This is a genomic window from Bariatricus sp. SGI.019, assembly GCF_050315235.1.
GTDB lineage: Bacteria > Bacillota > Clostridia > Lachnospirales > Lachnospiraceae > JAFBIX01.
In genome coordinates this window covers 1-1865 of record NZ_JBNPOQ010000044.1, presented here as the reverse complement: position 1 = coordinate 1865, position 1865 = coordinate 1, and the positions used below count along the sequence as shown (strand labels likewise).

5 protein-coding genes are annotated in these 1865 nt (G+C 35.5%); all 5 read left to right on the top strand.

Annotated features, from left to right (window positions below; all coding sequences use genetic code 11):
- The coding region (locus ACQRD1_RS14510) for a GNAT family N-acetyltransferase (RefSeq protein ID WP_427787931.1) at positions 1–445 on the top strand (445 nt) is incomplete at its 5' end.
- A gap of 30 nt (positions 446–475) precedes the next feature.
- The gene (locus ACQRD1_RS14505; protein WP_235232594.1) at positions 476–715 is read left to right on the top strand and encodes a hypothetical protein; all 240 of its coding nucleotides are present in this window, start codon (positions 476–478) and stop codon (positions 713–715) included.
- Positions 716–769: 54 nt separating this feature from the next.
- A complete protein-coding gene (locus tag ACQRD1_RS14500; protein ID WP_235232595.1) occupies positions 770–1039 on the top strand; it encodes a phosphatase PAP2 family protein in 270 nt (89 codons plus the stop codon).
- 155 nt (positions 1040–1194) lie between these two features.
- Positions 1195–1620, top strand: a complete 426-nt coding sequence (locus tag ACQRD1_RS14495) for a hypothetical protein (protein ID WP_235232596.1) — start codon at positions 1195–1197, stop codon at positions 1618–1620.
- A gap of 50 nt (positions 1621–1670) precedes the next feature.
- A partial coding sequence (locus ACQRD1_RS14490; protein ID WP_427787933.1) for a GNAT family N-acetyltransferase occupies positions 1671–1865 on the top strand: 195 nt, incomplete at its 3' end.

The window sequence follows — 1865 nt, the reverse complement described above, 5'->3', positions numbered from 1 at the left end:
AGTAATTAATTATTTTTCAAGCGACCGTCAGGAGTACTGGCTCGCTGAGATTGGAAAGAGCGATTGGAGTGCCGGTCAATTTTTGTATAAGTTGCTAAAGAACGGAGAACTACAAGACTATGTAGGCGAAAATGTAAAAGTGTTGCTCCTTGTAGATGGTGATGAATTGGTATCTTTTTGTACTTACGCAGAGAAAGATGATATTCAGCCAACTGATTTGACACCTTGGATTGGATGGGTTTATACATTTCCGCAGAGAAGAGGGCACCATTACGCGGGGCAACTATTCGCGGAGATTGAAAGGATTGCAAAGTCTGAGAATGTTAGTGAAGTTTTTATTTCAACGAATCATGAAGGATTGTATGAAAAATATGGATGCGAATTCTATCAAATGATGAATGATATGAATGGAGAACCATCTCGCGTATATAGAAAAACGTTTTGATAAAACCTACATATTGTCGATGTGCGGCCCGTGGGACAAGACGGAACGGACATAGGTTTCGCAGCATTTAATGGTTGGTTTCATGAATTAACAGGTGTTCATATGACGATCTATATTATTACGGATTGGCTGGGACTTGTTCCACTATTCATATGTATGCTGTTCGGTGGAATCGGATTTGTTCAATTGGTTAAGAGAAGAAGTTTATTTAAAGTGGATTATGATATTATATTTTGGGGGATATATTACGTTATTGTGATATTTTGCTAATTTATTTTTGAGATGATTCCTGTCAATTACAGACCTGTCCTTCTCGGAGGATTTATGGAAGCTTCGTATCCATCATCTACAACGCTTCTTGTATTGAGTGTTATACCAACGCTTGTTTTTCAGGTGAATCGTAGATTAGAAAATGATGCAGTTAAAAAAGCTATTTACATTCTGGCAATTATCTTTTCAATGTTTATGGTAATAGGAAGATTGGTTTCAGGAGTCCATTGGTTTACAGATATTGTGGGTTCTGTTTTGCTGAGTACAGGTTTATTTTATATCTATAAAGCAGTTGTTTTGTTATATCAGGTGAAAGAGGACTAATGCGGAGGTTCTGTTATGGAATTTCATGAAAAACTTCAGGAATTGAGAAAAAATAGAGGGCTTACACAGGAAGAGGATATCCAAGTATTGATTCTCTAAAAGCAATATCCAGTTATTTTTCGGTTACAATTGATGATTTGTTATCAGGAGAGAAGTTGCTTTCTATTGCTGAAAAAGAAAATAAATCCAATATCCGAAGTGTGTGTGACGTGCTGTTTGGAATTGTAGATTTATTATCCATTACACTTATCGTACTGCCGCTTTATCCAAATCCGATTGATGGGTATATATATTCGGTAAATCTATTATCATACACGGAAACAACATCATTTAATCGGCTGATTTACTGGATTTTATTTATTGCGCTTATTGCGGTTGGAATAGTAAAAATTCTGCTTACACAATTCAAAATTGAAAAAGGACGTAATATGATAACGGGTAGTTCAATGGGGCTAAGCATTCTGACAGTGTTATTCTTAGCAATGACAAGAGAAGCTTATGCTATAACTGTGGCATTTCTACTATTGATCATAAAAGGAATACTGCTTTTAAAGGATCTAAAGATGACTGGGAAAAAATAAATGTTTTTTGTGGTAAGGGAGGAAAAACAGTATGAGTAAAATCGTGGTATCTGTTATTTGATAATGAAAAGCCTATTGCAACTGTAACGATAAACGAGAATCACATCAATCGTTTGTTTGTTTTGGAAGAATATCAGCACAAAGGATATGGAAAAGCATTGCTAGATTTCGCAGAAAAATCGATTTCAGTTAGATATTCTGAGGCGATTTTAGACGCATCGTTACCAGCAAAACACATTTATTTG